Here is a 20,035-nt window from a genome sequence, read left to right on the forward strand (position 1 = left end):
CATCGCCCCCCGTGACCACCCCGCCGACCAAGCCCCCCCACCTGCCGCCGACCGGCAGCCGGGAGGAGTTGATCGCGGCCTCGGCAGTGAGCGTTGTGATGATCGCGGGCGGATTCGTCCTCTACAGGCGAGGCCGACGCGGCGGCCCGGGCGCCCACGAGTAGCCCACGGCTGAATCACCGCCGACCTGAAACGGCCCCCCGTGCCCCCGCAAGGGGCACGGGGGGCCGTTTCAGGGGCGCGGGGAACTGCGCGACCAGCCCCCACCGAACCCGCGGCAGAAAACGAACCGCCTACCCCGCGGAGCGAGACCGCACAGCCTCCTCACGCCGCCCCGAAGCCGAAGCCGAAGCCGAGGCCGGCGCAGGCACCACCACCGCACCACCACCCCGCGCCCGCAACCGCCGCCGCACCCCCCGCACCAGCGTCTCCGCCGTGAACGTCGCCCCGTGCACGAACCGCATGGCGGGCCCGAACCCGGACGCCGTCACCAGCCCCGCCAGGAACAGCCCGGGGTACGAGGACTCGAAGTGCCGCCCGACCGCGGGCGACCCGTCCGCCAACGTGCCCAGCCCGGCCCCGAGTTCCGCGTCCAGCAGCCCCATCCGGTCCGTCGTCGCCCTGAACCCCGTTGCCGCGATGACGTGTTCGGTCTCCAGGGTGCTTCGCTCACCCGACCGGCTCACCGTCTCCAGCCGTACGCCACCCGCCCCGCCCGCCAACTCCCGGGCCTGTGCGACCTCCTGACCCAGCATCACCTCCACCGCCGGTTCGACCCGGGCCCGTACCCACCACGCGCCCGCCGGACCGAGCGCCGTCGCCGCGATACGGGCGCGGGTCGGTTCGGGGAGGCGATGGTAGAGGCCGGGGCGTTCCGAGTAGAACCAGTTGCGCCAGCCGCAGCCCAGGCCGCTGTGCGGGGCGCGGACCGAGCGCCACCAGGGGCGTTCCCACGCGGGCGGCACGTCGTTCCAGGTCAGCTGGTCCGCCCGGGCCAGCACCCGTACGCGCGTGCCCTGTTCGGCGAGCAGGGCCGCCGTCTCCAGGGCCGCCTGGCCGCCGCCGATGACCGTGACGTCCCGGCCCCGGAAGCGGTCGAGTTCGCCGTGGTGGCTGCTGTGGGAGACCAGGTCGGGGTCGAGGCCGTGCAGCGCTGCCGGGATCTCGACGAAGGGGAGTACGCCGACCGCGAGGGCGACCGTCCGGGCGCGTACCGTCTGGCCGTCCTCCGTCACCGCCTCGAAGCCCCCGGCGACGGGCGCCACTCGCGTGATCGTCCGCTCGTCGACCTCGGGCACGGCGTTGCGGGCGAACCACTGGCCGTACGCGGCGAACATCTCCAGCGGGATCGGCTCCCCGTGCCGGGCCTCGACACCGCGCCCGGCGCAGTACGTGTCCAGGCGCCAGCGGCCGTCGGGGTCGGACAGGTTCGAGGCCCACGGCTCCGACTTGAGGTACATGCCCCGGGGCATGTGGTCCCGCCAGGACGCCATGGGCCGGCCGAACACGCGCTGCCGGAGCCCGGCACCGGCGGCATGGGAGGCGATGGACAGGCCGTAGGGGCCCGCGCCCACCACCAGCAGGTCGTACATCAACAACTGCTCGCTTTCTCGTCGTCGGTCAACGGACCGTCGGTCAGGGGACCGCCGGTCACGGGTACGTCGGTCACAGGGCCGCCGGCCCGGGGTGTGTCGGTCGGGGGACCGCCGTCCCGGGGCGCGTTGATCAAGGGACCGCCACTCATGGCACCGTCGTTCAGGGCGCCGTCGCTCCGAGCCCCGTCGTCCGAGGCACGGTCGGCCACCGGCACGTCGGCCGGCAGGCCGCCGGTCTCGGACGGCCGGGCGTCGGTGCCCTGCCGCACCACGCGCACCCGCACCCGCGACCGCGCGTCGTCCGGCACGCTCCGCTCGCACAGCCGGCGCAGCCGCGACGGCAGTCGCCGCCCCGCGTGCCGGGCCCACAGGGCCCACATCGCCCAGCCGGGACCCAGGTCGTCCGGCGCGTGCCAGGCCAGTTCGCGGCCGGCCGGTGCCGGGCGCAGCGCGCTGAGCGGCGCGTAGTTCTCCACCACGAACGCCCGCCCCGGCCGGGCCGCCCCCTCCGGCATCGGACGGTGGGTCAGATCCAGGTGCTGCGCGCGTACGACGTCAAGACCGGCCGTGTCGGTGAAGAGCCGGAACTGGGCGCCGGGGCGCGGGTTGAAGTCGAGCAGGTGGTAGCCGCCGGTGGTGGTGCAGCGGCGGTAGTCGAGGTCGAAGATGCCCCGGTAGCCGAGTTCGCCGATGAGCCGTTCGGTGAGCGCCCGTACCGGCGCGTTCGGCGTCCAGTGGCCCACCGCGGTCAGTCCGGCGGCGCGCGGCCAGGAGTGCAGCTTGCGCCCGGGGCCGCCGCCGCGCACGGTTCCGGTGCGGTCGACGTACCCGTGGGAGAACCAGTCGAGGTCGGGCCCGGGCGGCAGGAACGCCTGGAGCAGCAGCCGGCTGCCCGCCTCCTCCGTACGCAGATACAGCTCCCGCGCCTGCCGCGCCGAGCGCACGACGACCGTGGAGCGCAGCCCGCTGCCCGCCGGGAGCAGCCAGGGCCTGCTCCACTTCGCCACCGTCGGCAGCCCGAGCCGCCAGGCAGCGGCGGCGGCCTCGGTCGCGCTGTCCGGGATCAGCGTCAGCGGGTGCGGTACGCCCACGGCCGCGCACACGGCGGCCAGTTCGGCCTTGTCGGCCACCCGTTCGGCCAGCGCGCCGGGCTGCTGCGGCAGCAGGAAGGCGGGCGCCAGCTCGTCCCGGGCGCGGGCCACCGCGACGGCGCTCGCGTCGTCGAGGGGGATGAGTACGGCGGGCCGCGCGACCTGGGCGGCCACCCGCAGTAGCGTGCGGGCGATGTCGGCCGGGCCCGCGCCGGGCGGCGGCGGGGGATGCAGCCGTCGTACGAAACGCGATCTGCGTACGGGACTTCCGGTCACGTCGGCGATCAGATGGACGTCGACGCCCGCCCGGCCGAGGGAGCGGACGGCGCCCAGCGTTCCGTGGTGAAAGGGATTCCGGTCGGTCCGCACCAGGACGGCGGGGACACGGGTGTCGAGGAGCGACACGGACATGTTTTTTCGGGTTTCCTTCGGGTCGGTTCACTCGAAAGTCTTAGGCGCGGTGGCGGAATTCATATTTGTATGACTGAGTGTCAGTAGGTGAAAAGCAGGAGAAGGAGCAGGAGAAGGAGCAGGAATGGCCCCACACAAGCGACGGGCGCGTACCGGACGGCTGGCGTTCATGGCGGCGGCGGTCGCCTTGTCGGCTGTCCTGACGACGGGTCCGGGTCACGCCGTGGGCGCGGGGGTGGCCGATCCTCCCGTTCCCGTACCACCCACCGGGACGGTCGCCCCGGTCGACCCCGTGGCCCCCGAACCCCCACTGCCGCCCGAGCCCCCCGAGCCGCCCAGACCCGAGCCACCGGAGCCCCCCGAGCCGCCGGAGCCCCCGAAGCTGCCCGCCTTCGGCGCGTACGTCGACTACGACGGCGTCCGGGGCACGGCCAGGATCGCCGAGCTGAGCCGCTGGCTGGGCGGTGCCGACCTGACCGTCGGGCACACCTACCTGCCGGGGGACCGGTGGAGCAACATCGAGGGCCTGCCCGGGTTCCTCGACGTGTGGGCGGACTGGCGGCGGGCCCAGGAGGACCGGCTGTTCGTCCTCAACGTGCCCATGCAGGAGCGCAACGAGGAGGGCGTCTCCGACCGCGGGGTCCGCAGCCTGCTGCGGCGCGGCGCGGCCGGTCTCTACGATCACCACTTCCGCACCCTGGCCGAGCGGCTGGTCGAGCTTAAGATCCCGGACACCGTGATCGTGCTCGGCTGGGAGATGAACGGCATTACCTACACCTCTCGCTGCGGGCCGGACCCGGAGTCCTGGAAGAAGTACTGGAACAGGATCGTCACCACCATGCGGTCGGTGCCGGGCCAGAAATTCCGGTTCGACTTCAATCCGACCCGGGGCAAGGACGCCATTCCCTGGACACAGTGCTATCCGGGTGACGACACGGTCGACATCATCGGCATGGACTCCTATGACCAGCCGCGCGGAATCTCGTTCGACGAGCAGATCAGTGAGCCGTACGGACTCCAGGCACATGTGGATTTCGCCAAGGCGCACGGAAAGCCCATTTCCTATCCGGAATGGGGGCTGTTCCGCAACGGCGACAACCCGGAGTACATGCGGCGCATGCTCGCCTGGATGGACGAGCACAAGCCGCTGTACAACACGCTGACCGACTACTGTCCGCACGGCGTCTGGCAGTGCGGCAGCAATCCGCAGGCGTCCGAGGTGTACCGCCAGATCCTGACGGGCCGTAAGGACCCGGAGCCGACGGTGCCGACCCCGGAACCGACCGTCCCGACGACGCCCGAACCGACCCCCGAGCCGCCGAAGCCCACGGACCCGGTGACCCCGCCGCCCGTGCCGCTGCGGCCGCCCAACTGCTCGCCGCTGGATCTGGGCGACTGGGTGGAGTACTGGCTCGGCGGGAAGCTGTGCCTGAAGTTCGACTGGTGGTCCCGCGGTCGGTGACCGCCCGGTGGCGGCGGGTCGTTCACGATCCGCCGCCACCGTTCGCGTTCTCCGCCCCACCGCCGTTTCCCTCACGTTCCCGCAGCCGGCGCAGGATCTCCTTGCCCCGGCTGCGGGCGGCGACGTCGCACACCACCGCCGACATCAGCGGCGCGGTCAGCCGCCGGGCCAGCAACAGGCGCTGGTTGACGACGGGTTCGGGGCGCCAGTGGTACTTGTACGGCTCGTCCCCGCGCAGCAGACTCAGCGTGCCGTGCCCGCCCGCCCCGGTGTGCTGGGCGCAGGCGTCGAGGAGCATCACGGCGACGTCCGCCTTGCGCTTCCGCAGGCCCGGATGGGCGCCGTACAGATAGCCGCCCGCGAGGCGTCCCGACAGCAGGGTCAGATCGACGGCGACCACGGTGTCGTCGAGGCGGAACTCGGTGACCACCGCGTCCCCCGAGCGGACCATCGGCCCGACCGACCGGGCGAGGTGCTCGCGGAACCGGGGCTGGAGATGCTCCGACGTCACCTTCCGTCCCTGCCACTGGAGTTGGTGCAGTTCGAGCAGCCGGGCCAGCGCCGCGTCGACCTCGTCCGGGCGCACGACGCGCCGCTCGACGCCGAGCGCGGTCAGCTTGCGCAGCTTGGCGCGGACCCGCTGGGCCTTGGAGGAAGGCAGCCGGGAGACCAGGTCGTCCATCGAGACGGCCGGGAGTTCCAGGCACAGGGAGTCCTTGACCTGGCGTCGGGGGCCACGCCAGCACTCGTACACCTGCTCGGCCGCGCCGCCCGGACGGACCTCGCGGAGGTCGATCAGCGCGGTGCCGGCGGCGGCGGAGAGGCCCTCGGCGAGGGCGGCGGCGGCCTCGTCGGCCGTGGCGTCGTCGAGGAGGACGTCACCGTAGTCGGAGATCGCACCGCCCAGCGGCACCAGGGCGGGCAGCGGACGGTGTACGCGCATCAGCGGGGCGGCGGCGAGGAGTTCGCCCTCCGGGTCGCGGACCACGACGATCCGCAGCCGGCCCGGGACGCCGTACGACAGCCACCACGAGTGCAGCCAGGCGTGGCTCTGGAACGGGGTTGCCGCGCCGCACCGCTTGTACAACCGGCCCCAGGCCGGGGCGAGTTCGGCGAAGGCGGTCTCGTCGCTGACGACTTCGGCGCGCAGGGCGCCCGGTGCCGTGACCGTCACAGCTGGCCGTGCGCGTCGGCGGCCACGGCCGGGCCCGGTACGGAGGCCGCGGGCGCCGCCTCCTCCGTACGCCGCCGGGGCCGCACCAGCAGCACCAGGCCGCCGAGCAGCCCGCCCGCGCTCGCGCCGACCAGCCCGGTCACCGCCGCCGAGGCCGAGGACGGGTCGGCGGGCTTCGCCGCGCGCGAGAACTGGAGCAGCTCGACGTGGGTGGAGTCCTTGGTGTCGTTGGCGTGCCGGGTGAGCGAGCGGGCCACCGCGTTGGCCATGTCGGCGGCCAGCTCGGGGCGGGCGGAGGTGGCGGAGACGGCGACCATGGGCGCGTCCGGCGAGGTCGCCGTCTGCACGCTCTTCCGCAGCGTCGAGATCGGTACGCCCGCCCACACCTGGGCGTCCCCGAGCACCGCGAGCTGCGTGGCGACCCGGCCGTACGCCTGCGCGAAGCCGAGCGCGGACGCCGGGTCGGACTTCTCGGTCGGTACGGCGACGACGTAGCTGGTGGCCGTGTAGGTGGGGGCCTTGAAGGTGCCGTAGGCGCCGCCGAGGAGGCCGCCGAGTACGGCGCTGGCCGTGAGGAGGTACCACGCGGGCAGGACGCGGGTGCGGGTGAAGGGAGTGAGGCGGGGAACTCTGCTGGCGTTCTCGGTCATGAGGAGGGGACTCCCTGGGGTGAGGGGGACGGGGACGGGGTGGCGGAGGGGACGGTCGCGGCGTACACGTCCATCAGCTGGGCGGCGCTGCGGGTGATGTCGTAGTGGTGGGCGGCTGCGGGGGGTGTGCGGTCCTGCGGGCCCAGCGCGCGGGCCTCGGCGAGGGCGCGCGCGAAGGAGTCGGCGCCGCCGGGTACGCGGCGGGCGCCCCCGGCGGAGTCCGGGGGCAGGTCCTCGACCGCCGGGCAGGAGACGTACCGGACGGGCAGTCCGGCGGCCAGGCCCTCGACGACGGCGAGCCCGAAGGCCTCCTCCGGGCAGGGGGAGGCGAGCAGGTCCATCGCGGAGGTGAGGGAGGGCAGGTCGGGGCCGGGGGTGCCGTCCGGCACGTACGGGCGCTCGCCGGTGAACAGGACCCGGTCGGCGACGCCCGCCTCGTGCGCGGTGCGCCGGAGGGTGTGCTCCTCGGGTCCGCCGCCGACGAGCAACAGCCAGTAGTCGTCGGGGAGTTGGGCGAGCGCGTCGATGAGGTCGCCGAAGCGCTTGCCCGGTGCGAGGCGTCCGATGCCGCCGACGACGTACGCGCCCTCGGGCAGTCCGAGCCGCTCGCGGGTGCGGTGGCGGGCGACCGGGTCGAAGCGGAAGCGGGTCAGGTCGATGCCGTTGGGTACGACCTCGATCCGGGGCGCGGGCACACCCCAGCGGCGCAGCCGTTCGGCGACCGTGGGGGAGACGGCGACCGTGGCGCGGCCGAGGCGCTCGCTCGCGAGATACAGCGCGCGGACCCCGGCGGTCAGCGGCCGTCCCTCCATCTGCGAGTCGCCGAGGGAGTGTTCGGTGGCGACGATCCCGCGCACGCCCGCGAGCCGCGCGGCGAGCCTGCCGTACACGCAGGCCCGGTAGAGGTGGGTGTGGACCAGGTCGTAGCGACCGGACCGGATGACGTCGACCAGGCGGGGCAGCGCGGCGAGATCCCGGTTGCCGGCCATGCCGAGGTGGACGACCCGGACGCCGTCGGCGACCAGCCCGTCGGCGACCGAGCCCGGGTTGGTGAGCGTCACGACATCGCAGTCGACCGGCAAGTGCCGCAGCAGCAGCCGGAGTTGCTGCTCGGCGCCGCCGACGCCGAGGCCGGTGATGACATGCAGGGCCTTCACCGCAGTCACACCCCCTCGACGGGCCGGCGCCGCAGCCGGTGCAGCCGGTACTTGAGGTGGAGGCGTACGGCGGTGTCGTTCTCGCCGATGTGCACGCGGGGGAGGACGTGGACGCCGTTGAGCGCGCCGGGGTTGATGGCGACGCCGTAGCCGTACCCGGCGTCGCGCACTGCGTCGGCGGCCCGCTGGTCGACGGTCCCGTACGGATAGCAGAAGCCGTCGACCGGAGCACCGCTCAACTCCGAGAGCACCGCTCTGCTCTCGGCGACCTCGGCGCTCAGCAGCTCGTCGTCCGCCTTCGTCAGGTCGACGTGCGTCAGCCCGTGCGAACCGATCTCGATCCCCGCCTCGGCAGCCGCACGGATGCCGTCCGCCGTCAGCAGCGGCTTGCGCGGGCCCAGCGGGTCCCAGGCGTTCTCCCCGCCGAGCCGCCCCGGCAGCACGTAGAGGGTCGCGCCGCAGTCCCAACGCTCAAGCACCGGAAGGGCGTTGGTGAGGAAGTCGGCGTACCCGTCGTCGAAGGTCAGCCCGACAAGCCCGCGCCCTTCACCCCGGGCACGCGCGGCGAGCAGCTCGGCGACACCGACGCCCCGCAGTCCGCGCCGGTGCAGCCAGCGCAGCTGGGCGTCGAGGCGGTCGGGCGTGACCGTGATGCTGTAGGGGTCGTCCGAGCAGTCGCCCACCGAGTGGTACATCGCGATCCACGGGACGGACAGCGCGCCTCTTCGGGCCCGGTCAGCGGACGCGGTCGCGGCGGCGGGGACGGGCGTGGGTACGGGTGCGCTTGCGGGCATGCGGAAGCCTTCGGGTCATGGAGCGTAGGGAACGGAGTGCGAGCAGGAGGCTCTGCACGGGCTGGGCCCGCATCAGCAGGCCCAGCAGGAAGAAGACGACGGTCACGGTCGCCGTACCGGCGGCGAGAGCCGTCACCGGCCCGTCGATCCGGCTGGTCACGAACGCCCCCGCGGCCGTCGCGCACACCGCCGCGCGCACCGGCTTGCTCAGCTCGGCCAGCACCCGCCGGGTCCGGATCGGCACACTGCGCGGACCCATGCCGTACAGCAGCAGGGCGGCGGACAGGGTGATCCCGGCCGCGTTGGCGGCGGCGATCCCGCACACGCCCCACGGCCCGACCGACCAGGCGCCGATCCAGGAGGTCGCGACGATCCCGGCGGCCATCGCGGCCAGCGGGTACCAGGTGGGCCGGTTCGAGGAGAAGTAGGAGCGGACGAGCGCGCCGACCATCGTGTGCCCGAGCAGCCCGACCGCGTAGACCCGCATCACGGTGGCCGTCGCCTCGGTGTCCCGGGCGGTGAACGCGCCCCGCTGGAACAGGACTTCGATGATCTGCGGAGCACAGGCGACCACCGCCGCCGCCCCGAGCAGCACCACCCAGGCGGCCAGCGCGAGATCCCGCTCCACCCGGCTGCGGGCCCGCTCGGTGTCGCCCTGGGCGATGGCCTGCGCGACCACCGGGAAGGTGACCGTGCACAGCATCAGCGACAGCGTCATCGGGATCTGCGCGACCTTCTGCGCGTAGTTGAGGTGCGAGATCGCCCCGGCGGGCAGCGTGGACGCGAGGAACCGCTCGATCAGCACCTGCGACTGCCGGGTCAGCGCGAACAGCAGCACGGGCGCGACGAGCGCGAATGCCATCGGCGCCCCGGACGTCTCGTCCGCGACCAGCTCGGCAGCCGCGACCTCGTCCGCCTTCGACCGGCGCCGCCGCAACTGCCGCAGCACGGAAGGCAGTTGGGTTACGACCATCAGGCCGCCGCCCACCGCCACCCCGACCGCCGCCGAGCGCACCCCCCAACGCCCGCCCAGCACGAACATCGCCGTGATGATGCCGACGTTGTAGGCCACGTAGATCGCCGCCGGCGCCAGGAACCGCCGGTGCGCGCGCAGGGCCGCGCTGCAGTACCCGGCGAGCCCGAAGCTGAGGACGCAGGTCGCGGTGAGGCGGGTGCAGTCCACGGCGAGCGAGGGGTCGGGCAGCCCGGGGGCGAGCGCGTCGACCAGGTAGGGCGCGATGGCGATCAGCAGGGCGCCGCCGCCCGCACACGCCAGCGCCAGCCGGGGGAGCGTCGAGGCGACCAGCGCCCGTACCGGATCGCCGGGGGCACCCTGGGCGCGTCGGGCCAGCGCCATGCTGAACGCCGGGATCAGGACGAAGGCCAGCCCGTCCTCGATGAGCAGCGTCGCCGCGAACTCCGGCACGGTCCACGCGACGAGAAATGCGTCCGTGTCGCTGCCGGCCCCGAACAGCCGGGCCAGCGACTGGTCCCGGACCAGCCCGAGCAGCGCGCCCGCGACCGAGAGGACGGCGGTGACGAGGGTGGCCTTGGCGAGGAACTTGCGGGAGACGGGGGCGAGTTCGGCGGCCCCGGCCCCGGTACCTGTCTCGGCACCGGCGCCGCCCCCTTTGTCACCCTCCCCCGCGCCTCCCTTTCCCTTCTTCGTGGCCGGTGAGGCGGCGCGGGCCGCGGGCAGCGTCACCTTGGTCCCACCCTCGATCTCGCCCTCGATCTCACCCTGGGTCTCTCCCTCGGTCCGAGGAGGCGTCGCGTTCATCGCGTGGACGCCCTGGGCGCTTCGTCGCCGCCGACGAGGGCCCACCAGGCGACGAGCCCGAAGGCGAGGGCGGTCAGCACGGTCGCGGGCCCGCCGATGTCGGCGTACAGGAAGTCGATCAACTGCCAGATCAGCAGCCCGCAGGCGACGAGCGCGCAGTCGAGCCCGTCGGGCGTACGGCCCCTGCGCACCCGTACGAGCCCGCGCAGACCGCACACCAGCAGCGCCAGCCAGCTGCCGCCGAGGGCGACGAGCCCGATGAGGCCCTGCTCGCTCAGCACCAGCAGGTACATGTTGTGCGGGGACAGCAGTGGCTGTTTGCGGTAGGCGGCGCCCGCGCCCTCCGTGTCGCTGCCGGAGGACAGGGCCAACGAGGCGTGGCCGTCGCGGTGTTCGGGGAAGCCCTTCAACCCGACGCCGGTGAGCGGGTGTTCGCTCCACATGTCGGTCGCCGCCGCCCACATCGTGTACCGGTCGGTGACCGACTGGTCGGGGGCGTCGGTGACTTGGCCGATGCTGCTGATCCGTTCCTGGAACATCGCCGAGCCGACCCCGAGGCCGCCGACCAGGATCACGGCGCAGGCGGCCACCACCGCGCCGACCTTCAGCGCGCGGCGCATCCCGGCCAGCACCAGCTGCAGCGCGCAGGCCGCCGCCGTGGCGATCCAGGCACCCCGGCTGAAGGAGACGGCGAGCGGGGCGAGCAGCGCGAGGGCGCAGCAGGCGGCAACGGTCCGCTGTCGAGAGGCGGTTGCCCCCAGCGCCAGCCCGACCGCGCACATCAGCCCGAAGCACACCACCGTCGCCATGCCCATCACGTCGGCGGGTCCGAAGGTGCCCACCGCCCGGATCTCCTCGCCCTGGTAGGAGGCGCCGGTCCCGGTCGCGTACTGGTGCACCCCGACCGCCCCCTGGAACCCGGCGAAGGCGACGAACGCCCAGGCCAGCACCCGGAAGTCGCGCCGGTCCCGGACCAGCAGCACCACGGACGCCGGGACCAGCACGAAGATCTGGAGGTAGCGCCCGAGCCCGCCGAGCCCGGCGGCGGGCGAGGAAGCCCCGACGGCCGCGACCGCGAGCCCCACCACGGGCATCCCGATCACCACGGCGGCCGTACGGGACAGCGGGCGCCGCCGCTCCCGTACGACCCGGATCGCGCAGTAGAGGACCACGAGCCCGGAGACGGCATCGGCCGGGGTGGCCCCGCCGTCCGTGCCCTGCGTGGCGGGCAGCCCGAGCAGGGCGATCACCAGCATGACCGGGAGGAGCGGGGCGAAGGAGGCGAAGGGCACTCGGTACGGCAACGTCAGCGCGGGGCTGTGGCTCACCGCTGTCAACTTCCTGTCGGTCGGACGAGCGCGGCGGCGGTGCGCAGCAGGATGCAGATGTCCTGCCACAGCGACCAGTTGTCGATGTAGGCGTTGTCGAACCGGCAGCGGTCCTCGATCGAGGTGTCCCCGCGCAGCCCGTGGATCTGGGCGAGCCCGGTGATCCCGGTCTGCATCCGGTGCCGGGCCGCGTAACCGGGGTAGGTCTGGCTGAACTTGCCGACGAAGTACGGGCGTTCGGGGCGCGGCCCGACCAGGCTCATGTCGCCCCAGAAGACGTTCCACAGCTGGAGCAGCTCGTCCAGCGAGGTGCGGCGCAGGAAGCGGCAGAACCAGTTCATCCGCCGCTCGTCGGCGACGCTCCAGCGGGTCGCCGCCTCCATCTCGTCGACCGGGCGGTGGGTGCGGAACTTGAGGAGGGTGAACGGCCGCCCGTCCATGCCGATCCGCTCCTGCCGGAAGACCACCCCGGGCCCGCCGGTCAGCCGCAGCACGACCGCGCACAGCAGCAGCAGCGGCGACACCATCAGGAGCAGCGCGCCCGAGACCACGACATCGAGCGTCCGCTTGCTCAGGCTGCCCGGCCGGTCCGGCACCATCGCGAGCCGCCGGCAGGAGAACCCGGCGAGCCGTTCGGCGCTCTCGTACGAGGGCGACTCGGCGTCGATCTCCCACACCGTGCAGCCCGACTCGGCCAACGCCCGCAGCAGCGGCCCCTGTTCGGCGCGTACGGAGGGGTGGACGGCGAGCACGGCCCGGACGCCGTTCTGGATCAGCGCCCGCTCGACCTCCTCGCCGGTGGTCAGCACGGGCAGGCCCGCGATGCCGTCCGGGTGGTCGGTGATCAGCCCCACCGGCCGTACCCCGCACGCCGGGTGGCGCAGGAACGCGGCGGCCACCCGCCGGGCGGTGCCGGTCGGGCCGATGACCAGGGCGGTGTGCGGGCGGCGCAGCAGCGCCCGGCGCCGCACCCGGTGGACGGTCCCGCGCCCGGCGGCACTCGCCGCCGCCTGCACCGCGCAGCCCAGGGCGAGGGTCCGGGCGGAGAGCGAGTCGGCGGGCGCGTACGCCCCGACCACGGCGGCCAGCGCCAGCCAGCCCATCGCGATCCGGCCGCAGACGGCGGGCAGTTCGTCGAGGAACGCGGGCATCGACTCGGGCCGGTACAGCGAGGCCCGCGTGTTCAGCACGACCACACCCAGCAGCAGCGCGCCGACGAGAAGGGGGTGGCGCTGCGGCTCGGGCAGGGCCAGGACGCCGAGCAGGGCGGCGGTGCTGTCGACGGCGAGCAGGGGCAGCGGGGAGGCCGGCCGGGGCGCGGGGCGTCGGCCGGCCGGGAATCTGAAGCCGCCGATCGCCCCGCGGCGCGGGATGACCGAGACGGCCGATACGGTCGAGAATCCGTGCTCCCGCGGCCTTCCGCCGGGGGAAGGGACGGTACTTTCCGCAGTCACGAGTGGATGGACTCCCTGTACTCGGCGCGCACGGGCCGCACGGCGTGCGCGGTGATCAGCTCGCGGTACACGTCCGCGACGGCCTCGGCGGTGTGCCGGACGTCGTGCGCGGACAGGACGTGCCGACGCCCCAGCTGCCCCAGCGACTCACGCAGCGGCGGGTCGAGCAGTAATGCGGATACGCTCCCGGCCAGCGCGGCGGGGTCCTCGGCCGGCACCAGACAGCGCGGGGCGAGAGCGGCCGGCAGACTCTCCCGCCCGCCGTCCACATCGGTGACGACCACCGGCCGCCCGCAGGACATCGCCTCCAGCGGCGCCAGCGCCATGCCCTCCCAGCGCGAGGGCAGGACGACCAGATCGGCGGCCCGGTACCAGGGGACGGCATCGGCGACGGCCCCCACGAACAGCACGGAGTCCGGCGCGAGCGCCCGCAGCCGCGCCGCGTCGGGACCGTCCCCGACGAGCACGAGCCGCGCCCCCGGCACCCGTTCGGCGACCTCGCCCCAGGCCCGGAGCAGCACGTCCTGCCCCTTCTGCCGGCACAGCCGCCCCACGCACACGACCAGCGGAGCACCCGGACCGACCTCGGCGAGCAGCGGGATCCCGGCCCGTACGGAGTCCCGGTCCGTCGGCCGGAAGCGCTCGGTGTCGATCCCGTTGGGGATCACCCGCCACCGCCCGGCGATCCCGGCCCGCACCCCGGTGGCCCGCTCGGCGTCGCTCACGCACACCACGCGGGAGGCCCAACGCGCGCCCCACCGCTCCCACTTGAGCGCCAGCGCGGCGGTGGGCCCGCCGACCGCCTCGAACGACCAGGCGTGCGGCTGGAACACCGTCGCCACCCGCTCCCGTACGGCCAGCCGCGCGGCCAGCCCGGCCTTCGCGCTGTGCGCGTGCACGACGTCCGGCCGCACCGCCCGGACCAGCCGCCCGAGCCGCCGCACCTCCCCGGCCAGCGCGGGCCCCGGCGCCCGGGTCGCGTGCCAGGGATGTACGTCGGCGCCGAGCGCCGTCAGCTGTGCGGCGAGGCCGTGGCGGTCACCGCCGTCCGGGCAGGCGACCGAGACGTGCAGACCGGCGGCCAGCTGAGCCCGCGTCAGGTCCGTCACGACCCGGGCGACCCCGCCGTCCACCGGCTGGGTGATGTGCAGGACCCGTGGCCGGAGGCCGGGTGCTGACAGTTGCATGCGCGGTTTCCTCGCTCACGGGTGGCGGCGTTGGACGCGCCTCGGCTACTGCCTGGCGTCGACGGCCACGAAAAGTGCGCCGGCCCACGCCGCGTCCCGCTGGGAAACGAGCCGGAAGGCCAGCTGGTCACCACCGCGCCGCAGCGCCGTACCCAGTTCGAACACGTCGGAGTCGTAACCGAGAGTGTTCGCGTACGCCGGAACGCGCTCCGAGACGGCCCCGCCGATCGTGGAGTTCAGTACGTCGTCGCGGGGGTTGGCCGGGTCCCCGAGCGTGGTCGTACGCCCGCCGACGGACACCGACAGGGAGTCACCGACGCTGCCCCGGTCGCCGTTGTAGGCGACCAGACCGGCCCGCCCGTTCGCGCCCACCGGGAACTTCAGTTCGGCCAACCGGACCGACGGAATGTCACCCGTACGGGTCTCCGGCGTGTCGAACCCGTCCCACACCGCGAGCCGCCGCAGCGGTTCCGCCGCCTTCTCGTACGCCACCACCAGCGTCCAGCCGCCCCAGGCACCGGCCGCCGACTTCCCCATGGCCACATTGATCTGCGCGACCGTGTAAAGCCCCGAACCGCTCTCCCTGACCAGCTTCGTGACATCGGCGGAGGCCTGGAAGGCGTCGGCGCCGCGCGCCACCCGGTGCCCGACGACCGAGTCCGCGAGCAGCTCCTTGTACTCGCCGCCGGGCTCCGCGATCAGCACCCGCCCGTTGTCCTTCGGCGGCTTCTGCTCCCCGACCTTGAGGTTGCCGCCCCAGTACAGGCGCGCGTACGTGACCGTGCCGCCCTGCGGCACCCGGACCTCCGCGCGGCTGGAGTTGTACGTGTTCGGATCGCTGTCGACATCGACGTAGAACATGTCGAAGTCGCTGTTGACGGCCGCCTTCGTGCCGCCCGTCGCGCTCGCGAGCCGCTCGCCCTTGCGGACGCCCGCGCAGGTGCCGAGGGCGGTGCGGCAGCTGATGGAGGCGTTGGCGGCGCGGACGATCCCGCCGTGCTGGAGGGCGCGGTAGCGCTCGGTGAACGCGAGGCGGGTCGCCTCCTTGCCGGACTGCTTCTCGGCGGGCGGCCCGGCCGTCGCCGTACCTCCCGGGGTACAGATCGCGGCGACGGCAAAGACGCCCACCATCGCACGGCGCAGCGGAAGGCCCGGGGAAATACGCATGACCGGCGTTGCCCTTTCGGGGAAAAGGTCGTGGACCGACGGACAGAAAATGTGGACATCACTTATTTGTCGCGGTCGGCAGAAGGTGAGTCACTCTAGCCGCTATGCGTATTTATCGCTGATACATGGCAACTGTGTCGGAATCGTGCGTCCGAGCGATTAGCGAGATCACCCCATTGGCGGCACAACCCGGGCGCGCGCCACGCGTTGACACAGCGCCGGGCATCCCCGCCCGGATGTTTGTGACAACTCCCAAGGAGCACTTCTCCATGTCGCGTATCGCGAAGGGCCTCGCCCTTTCCACCGTTGCCGTCGCCGCCGTGGCGGGTACCGCCGGTGTCGCCGCCGCCGACAGCGACGCGCACGGCGCCGCTGCCCACTCCCCGGGCGTCCTGTCGGGCAACGTCCTCCAGGTCCCGGTCCACGTTCCGGTCAACGTCTGCGGCAACACCGTCAACGTCATCGGTCTGCTGAACCCGGCGTTCGGCAACACCTGCGTCAACGACTGACGTAAGTCGTCAGCGGCCGACGTGAGTCGGCGCGGACCCTTCTGCCGGCCGTCCTCCCCTCCAGGGAGGGCGGCCGGTTCGTGTTCCGGGCGTTCGCTGCGCCGAATGGCGGCGGGGAGGGCCGGACCGGTTGCGGGTGGCAGCGGTGGATCTGACGGTGGATCCGACGGCGGGTTCATCCGTCCGTACACCTCACCGCACCACCGCACACCGGAAGGAACCTCCATGCGTGCTCTGCCCGCACGGCGTATCGCGTCGACCGCACTCTGCGCCACCCTCCTGCTCGGAATAGGCGCACCGGCCGCTCTGGCGGCAGACGGCGACCCGGCCCGCGAGCGCGGCAACGCGGCTTCCCAGGCTCCCGTCCCCAACGCCGACGCGCTCCTCGCGCAGGTCGAGGCGCTGGGCGACCTGGGCGGCGTACTCAAACCCGTCACCGATCTGCTGACCGCCGTGCTCAAGGCGGACAACGGCCAACTCCCGCTGGACGAGGCGACGAAGCTGGTCGACACCGTCAAGACGGCCATCGCGTCGGCCACGGCGGCGGCACCGGCTCCGGCACCGGCGACCCCGCCGGTGAACCTGCCGACGACGCCGGAGGCTCCGGCGGTCCCGGCGGTTCCCGCAGTCCCGGCTGTCCCGGCGGTTCCGGCGCTGCCCACGACTCCGGCGCTGCCGACCACCCCCGCCCTGCCCACCACCCCGGCGCTTCCCCCGGCGCCCGCGCTTCCGATCTACTCCACGCTTCCGGCGCCCGCCAAGGCGGTCAAGGCGGCCAGGGAGGCCAAGGGGCCGCTCGACATCAAGGGCGACGCGCTCGCCGCGCTGGAGAAGGCGGTCGACACGCTGCTGACGGCGGTCACCTCCGGCGATGCCGCCAACGTCGTCCCGGCCGTCACCGGGGTGGTGACCAGCCTCGTCGGCCTCGTCGCCGCCACCCTGCTCGGCAGCGGTCTGCCCGCGGCCGACCTGGCCGGTCTGCCCGCGCTGCCCAAGCTGCCGGCGGAGGTGCCCCCGCTGCCGGTGCCGGTACCGCCGCTGGCGCTGCCGGGCAACTAGCTCCACGAGCGGCACCATTTCTGCGGCCCGTACGTCAATCCGCTGAGAGGCATTTCGTCTTTCGGGAACGACACGGGCCGCAGAAATTTCTGCTTACGGGGTTTCCGTCGTCACCGGAGATCGTTAGGCACGGCGACAGAATTCCCGATGGAAGGAACATGATGAAGTCCCTGAAGGCTGCCGCTGTTGTCGCCGGGTCCCTGGTCATCGCCGGTGCCGCCGCCCCCGCGTTCGCCTACGACACCGCCGCGCTCACCCCCACCAGCCTCAACGGCGGTCTCGACACGCTGACCCGGAACGGCCTCGACGTGGACCAGTTGCAGCCGCTCCAGCACCAGTCGAACGCGCTCGACACCGAGAACAAGGGCTCGGTGCTCAACTCGGTGAAGGACGCGACGACCGCCCTCAACTCCAACGGCGGGCTCCTCGGCGGCCTCCCCCTCCAGGGCTGACACGAGTTTTCACATGGGTGTCGAAAGGACCGGTTCCGGCGCGCGGAATCGGTCCTTCGCGCTGTTCGAGTCCCGTCCCTCTTTCGTGTGGATACCGGCGGGAAATCCCCCGGTCGAGTGAGAATGCGGACGGCCGCGCCAAATCCCGTCGATAAGGTTCCGCGGTGACCTCAACCTCAAGCGAAACGCGCCCTTTCCGCATCGCCGACCTGGGCACGCTCGTCGTCATGGCCTGGAGCGGTGACGCCCCCGACGGCGACATGCCCTACCTGCTCGCCTACTCCCTCGGGGACGGCGAGGGCGGCCCGGAGGCCTCGGCCGTCGCCGTCGAGCAGCTCCTCGCCAACACCGGACTGCCGGTGGGCGGCGACATCGTCGACGGCTCGACCCGGCCGAGCCTGCCGGTCAGCCTGCTCGTCGAGGCCGGTTCGGCCGTCGTCAACATGCCGCAGCTCAACGCCCAGTGCACGCCGCCCCCGGAGTGGCTGACCGCCGTCGCCGAACGCGGCTTCGCCTACCTGGTGTTCACCACCCGCGCGTGGCCCGAGGCCCAGCCCGGCAAGGCCGTCGAGCCGGAGGCACTGGCCGCCTTCGCGGGCGCCGAGGAGACCCTCACCGCCGCGGCCCACGTCATCCTCCCGGCCCGCAGCCTGCGCTGACGACCGACGTCCGGAGCGGCGAAGGGGGGAGCCGCTCTCCGGACCGATCTCATGACTAATGCGCCGGTCGGGGGAATCTTGCGCTGATGCGGTTCTCAGGATCGTTACGCGGTACGGACGAACACCCCCGATTCCTGTAAAGGACCGTACTTGCCATGAAGTCGACCACTCGAACCTTTGCCGCCGCCGTCCTCACCGGCGTTGCGGCGGCGGTGGGCGCCGCGGCCCCCGCCGTCGCGGCCGACACGGTCCCCGTACCCGTCCCGCTGGACGGCGTCGAGCAGTCCCTCAACCTGGACCTGCCCAAGGTCGGCGGCGAACTGCCGCTGCTGATGCCGGGCGTGCCCGAGGGCCCGCGCTACGTCGAGGGCCAGATGATCCCGGCCAGCGCGCTGCCGCAGGTGCCGCTCGGCGCCGCCCTGCCCGGCCTGTCGGCCGAGACGCCGCTGCCGCAGGTGGTCGGCAAGGGCTTCGACGAGGCCTCCGTCAAGGTCCCCGCGGCCGACCTGCGGACCCTGACCCCCGGCCTGTCCGTGGAGACCCCGCTGACCGCCCCCAACCCCGAGGTGTTCGGCCTGCCGACCCTCCGGGAGCCGCAGGCCGCGGTCCTCACCCCGCTGCTGCAGACGGCCCCGACGGGTGCCCTGGGCCTCGGCTCCCTGTAGCCGTCGTAGTCGGCGGAGTCGGCGTCTCGCCGGCCTGACGAACAGGACGCGCTGGGTCACCGGGCGGTCGCACCACCGAACGAACGGAACCAGGAGAGAGGCGAGAGTCTTGTTCGTCAGCAGAGTGGAGCGGGGCCCGTCCGGTCCCCCCGTCCGGTCCGGGACGCGCCGGGACGCGCTGCGCGCCCTGTGCGTGTCGGCCCTCGCCCTGGCCGTCGTGCCGGTCGTCGCCGCCGCGTGGCCCCGCCGGGAGCCCGGCGGCGACGACGCGTCGTCCTTCGACGAGATGTACCGGGGCCGCCGGCTGCGCGGCATGCGGGCCGACGACGGCCACATGACGCAGGCGATGCGCACGCCCGGCGGCGGGCCGTGGCACGTCACCGTGGACGGGCGGCCCCTGCATCTGATGCGGCGCGCGGACGGGACGTATCTGAGCATGGTCGACCACTACCGCTCGTACCCCACGCCCCTTGAGGCGGCCCGCGCCGCCGTCGACGAGCTGGGGCCCGGGCGGAAGCTGACGGTCGCCGGCGGCGAAGGGGGCGGTCGTGGCGTACACGCGTAAGGACGTCAGCACGCTGACGCGGACCGAGCGGCGGCGGTTCGTCGGGGCGCTGATGGAGGTCAAACGGCGGGGCGAGTACGACGAGTTCGTGCGCACGCACATCGAGTACTACGTCTCCGACGGTGAGAAGGGGCTGCGTACGGCGCACATGGCGCCCTCCTTCCTGCCCTGGCACCGGCGGTTCCTGCTGGACCTGGAGGAGGCGCTGCAGCGGGTGGACCCGGCGGTGACGCTGCCGTACTGGGACTGGACCCGGGACCGGACGGCCACCGGCACGCCCTGGAGCGACGATCTGCTCGGCGGGACCGGGCGGGCGTCCGACCAGCGGGTGATGAGCGGGCCGTTCGCCTACGACCGCGGTGACTGGACCGTCAGGGAGAGCGTCACCGACGGGGAGTTCCTCACCCGGGATCTCGGCCGGGTCCGCGATCCGCTCACGCTGCCGACCCCGCAGGACCTGGCCGTGGCCCTCGACGATCCCGTCTACGACGTGTCGCCGTGGAACTCGACGTCCGCGAAGGGGTTCCGCAACAAGCTCGAAGGGTGGGGGAGCGGGCGCGGCGCCCCGTCCTGGCGCAACCACAACCGCGTCCACCGGTGGGTCGGCGGGCACATGGTCGGCGGCGCGTCCGTCAACGACCCGGTGTTCTGGCTGCACCACGCCTTCGTCGACCTGTGCTGGTCGCGCTGGCAGCGGCGGCACGGCGCCGGCGCCCGCTATCTGCCCGAGCGGGCCCCGAAGCTGGGCGATCCGCAGCGCGGCCGGGTCGTCGCCCGGTACGAGGCGCTGCCGCCCTGGGACGTGACGCCGGATCAGCTGGAGGACCACAGCGCGATCTACCGGTACGCCTGAGGGGTTGAGCTGGCCGAGCGGCT

The 20,035-nt window shown here is 73.4% G+C and carries 19 protein-coding genes; 8 read left to right on the forward strand and 11 right to left on the reverse strand.

Annotated elements, in window-relative coordinates:
- Positions 1 to 293 precede the first annotated feature (293 nt).
- Positions 294 to 1,592, reverse strand: coding sequence for an NAD(P)-binding domain-containing protein (locus CW359_RS29275; RefSeq protein WP_105973190.1), 1,299 nt, complete (start codon positions 1,590 to 1,592; stop codon positions 294 to 296).
- Positions 1,592 to 3,097, reverse strand: a complete 1,506-nt coding sequence (locus tag CW359_RS29280) for a carboxylate--amine ligase (RefSeq protein ID WP_105973191.1) — start codon at positions 3,095 to 3,097, stop codon at positions 1,592 to 1,594. Before CW359_RS29280 ends, CW359_RS29275 begins: the two co-directional genes overlap by 1 nt.
- Before the next feature lie 124 nt (positions 3,098 to 3,221).
- Here CW359_RS29280 and CW359_RS29285 point away from each other — a divergent pair, with 124 nt between their 5' ends.
- On the forward strand, positions 3,222 to 4,559 hold the full coding sequence (locus CW359_RS29285) for a glycoside hydrolase family 26 protein (RefSeq protein ID WP_198655428.1): 1,338 nt from the start codon (positions 3,222 to 3,224) through the stop codon (positions 4,557 to 4,559).
- A gap of 22 nt (positions 4,560 to 4,581) precedes the next feature.
- Here the strand turns inward: CW359_RS29285 and CW359_RS29290 are convergent, their stop codons facing one another.
- The 9 genes from CW359_RS29290 to CW359_RS29330 form a co-directional block, all read right to left on the reverse strand.
- Positions 4,582 to 5,733 (reverse strand): GNAT family N-acetyltransferase, encoded by a 1,152-nt coding sequence (locus tag CW359_RS29290; RefSeq protein ID WP_198655429.1) that lies wholly within the window; start codon positions 5,731 to 5,733, stop codon positions 4,582 to 4,584.
- Positions 5,730 to 6,383 carry a YveK family protein gene (locus CW359_RS29295; protein WP_105973192.1) on the reverse strand — a complete coding sequence of 218 codons (654 nt, stop codon included), beginning with the start codon at positions 6,381 to 6,383 and terminating at the stop codon, positions 5,730 to 5,732. The genes CW359_RS29290 and CW359_RS29295 overlap by 4 nt, the downstream gene beginning before the upstream one ends.
- Positions 6,380 to 7,540, reverse strand: a complete 1,161-nt coding sequence (locus CW359_RS29300; protein WP_105973193.1) for a glycosyltransferase — start codon at positions 7,538 to 7,540, stop codon at positions 6,380 to 6,382. The genes CW359_RS29295 and CW359_RS29300 overlap by 4 nt, the downstream gene beginning before the upstream one ends.
- A gap of 5 nt (positions 7,541 to 7,545) precedes the next feature.
- Positions 7,546 to 8,235 carry a polysaccharide deacetylase family protein gene (locus CW359_RS29305; RefSeq protein WP_105973269.1) on the reverse strand — a complete coding sequence of 230 codons (690 nt, stop codon included), beginning with the start codon at positions 8,233 to 8,235 and terminating at the stop codon, positions 7,546 to 7,548.
- A gap of 40 nt (positions 8,236 to 8,275) precedes the next feature.
- Complete coding sequence (gene murJ / locus CW359_RS29310; RefSeq protein ID WP_232838655.1) at positions 8,276 to 10,114, reverse strand: murein biosynthesis integral membrane protein MurJ; 1,839 nt, start codon at positions 10,112 to 10,114, stop codon at positions 8,276 to 8,278.
- Positions 10,111 to 11,370, reverse strand: coding sequence for an O-antigen ligase family protein (locus CW359_RS29315; protein WP_105973271.1), 1,260 nt, complete (start codon positions 11,368 to 11,370; stop codon positions 10,111 to 10,113). Before CW359_RS29315 ends, murJ begins: the two co-directional genes overlap by 4 nt.
- 77 nt (positions 11,371 to 11,447) lie before the next feature.
- Complete coding sequence (locus tag CW359_RS29320; protein WP_105973194.1) at positions 11,448 to 12,896, reverse strand: exopolysaccharide biosynthesis polyprenyl glycosylphosphotransferase; 1,449 nt, start codon at positions 12,894 to 12,896, stop codon at positions 11,448 to 11,450.
- Positions 12,893 to 14,083, reverse strand: a complete 1,191-nt coding sequence (locus tag CW359_RS29325; protein ID WP_105973195.1) for a glycosyltransferase — start codon at positions 14,081 to 14,083, stop codon at positions 12,893 to 12,895. Before CW359_RS29325 ends, CW359_RS29320 begins: the two co-directional genes overlap by 4 nt.
- A gap of 45 nt (positions 14,084 to 14,128) precedes the next feature.
- Complete coding sequence (locus tag CW359_RS29330) at positions 14,129 to 15,250, reverse strand: DUF3344 domain-containing protein (RefSeq protein WP_105973196.1); 1,122 nt, start codon at positions 15,248 to 15,250, stop codon at positions 14,129 to 14,131.
- Positions 15,251 to 15,519: 269 nt separating this feature from the next.
- Here CW359_RS29330 and CW359_RS29335 point away from each other — a divergent pair, with 269 nt between their 5' ends.
- The 7 genes from CW359_RS29335 to CW359_RS29365 all read left to right on the forward strand — a co-directional run bounded on the left by CW359_RS29335 (position 15,520) and on the right by CW359_RS29365 (position 20,012).
- On the forward strand, positions 15,520 to 15,759 hold the full coding sequence (locus tag CW359_RS29335; protein ID WP_006382607.1) for a chaplin: 240 nt from the start codon (positions 15,520 to 15,522) through the stop codon (positions 15,757 to 15,759).
- A gap of 225 nt (positions 15,760 to 15,984) precedes the next feature.
- Positions 15,985 to 16,818 carry a hypothetical protein gene (locus CW359_RS29340; protein ID WP_105973197.1) on the forward strand — a complete coding sequence of 278 codons (834 nt, stop codon included), beginning with the start codon at positions 15,985 to 15,987 and terminating at the stop codon, positions 16,816 to 16,818.
- Positions 16,819 to 16,979: 161 nt separating this feature from the next.
- Positions 16,980 to 17,270 (forward strand): hypothetical protein, encoded by a 291-nt coding sequence (locus CW359_RS29345; protein ID WP_105973272.1) that lies wholly within the window; start codon positions 16,980 to 16,982, stop codon positions 17,268 to 17,270.
- Positions 17,271 to 17,434: 164 nt separating this feature from the next.
- The gene (locus CW359_RS29350) at positions 17,435 to 17,929 is read left to right on the forward strand and encodes a DUF5949 family protein (RefSeq protein WP_105973198.1); all 495 of its coding nucleotides are present in this window, start codon (positions 17,435 to 17,437) and stop codon (positions 17,927 to 17,929) included.
- A gap of 155 nt (positions 17,930 to 18,084) precedes the next feature.
- Complete coding sequence (locus CW359_RS29355) at positions 18,085 to 18,594, forward strand: hypothetical protein (protein ID WP_105973199.1); 510 nt, start codon at positions 18,085 to 18,087, stop codon at positions 18,592 to 18,594.
- 109 nt (positions 18,595 to 18,703) lie between these two features.
- Positions 18,704 to 19,159 carry a tyrosinase cofactor gene (locus CW359_RS29360; RefSeq protein WP_105973200.1) on the forward strand — a complete coding sequence of 152 codons (456 nt, stop codon included), beginning with the start codon at positions 18,704 to 18,706 and terminating at the stop codon, positions 19,157 to 19,159.
- The gene (locus CW359_RS29365; protein ID WP_105973201.1) at positions 19,143 to 20,012 is read left to right on the forward strand and encodes a tyrosinase family protein; all 870 of its coding nucleotides are present in this window, start codon (positions 19,143 to 19,145) and stop codon (positions 20,010 to 20,012) included. The genes CW359_RS29360 and CW359_RS29365 overlap by 17 nt, the downstream gene beginning before the upstream one ends.
- Positions 20,013 to 20,035 lie beyond the last annotated feature (23 nt).

Source organism: Streptomyces geranii, from assembly GCF_002954775.1.
GTDB classification, from domain to species: Bacteria; Actinomycetota; Actinomycetes; order Streptomycetales; family Streptomycetaceae; genus Streptomyces; species Streptomyces geranii.